The sequence below is a fragment of the Micromonospora sp. DSM 43699 genome, assembly GCF_055517075.1.
On sequence record NZ_JBTMMT010000268.1, the window covers coordinates 1 to 391 of the forward strand.

General features: G+C 67.3%; 1 pseudogene. It reads left to right on the forward strand.

The features are described 5' to 3' along the window. Positions 1 to 24 precede the first annotated feature (24 nt). Positions 25 to 391, forward strand: a pseudogene (locus tag AC0AIB_RS31585) (hypothetical protein); the annotation flags it as partial.

Sequence of the window (391 nt, forward strand, 5' to 3'; positions counted from 1 at the left end):
GTGGATCGTGTGCGTCGTGCGGGGGTGTCGGCGTTCGGTATTTCGGGGACGAATGCGCATCTGATTTTGGAGCAGGCTCCGGAGTTTGAGGAGGCCATGGCCGCTGGGTCCACCGATGCCGATGCCGCTGGTGGTGGCGAAGGTGGTGCTGGTGGGGGTTTGTCGGTGGTGCCGGTGGTGGTGTCGGGGCGGTCGGTGGGGGCGTTGCGGGCGCAGGCGGCGCGGTTGCGGGAGTTGTGCGCCGGTCTCACCAGCGACGATGCCGGGTCTGGTGCGGGGTTGGTGGATGTGGGTTGGTCGTTGGTGTCGTCGCGGTCGGTGTTTGAGCATCGTGCGGTGGTGTTGGGTCGGGATGTCGCGGAGGTTGTGGCGGGCTTGGATGTGGTGGCGT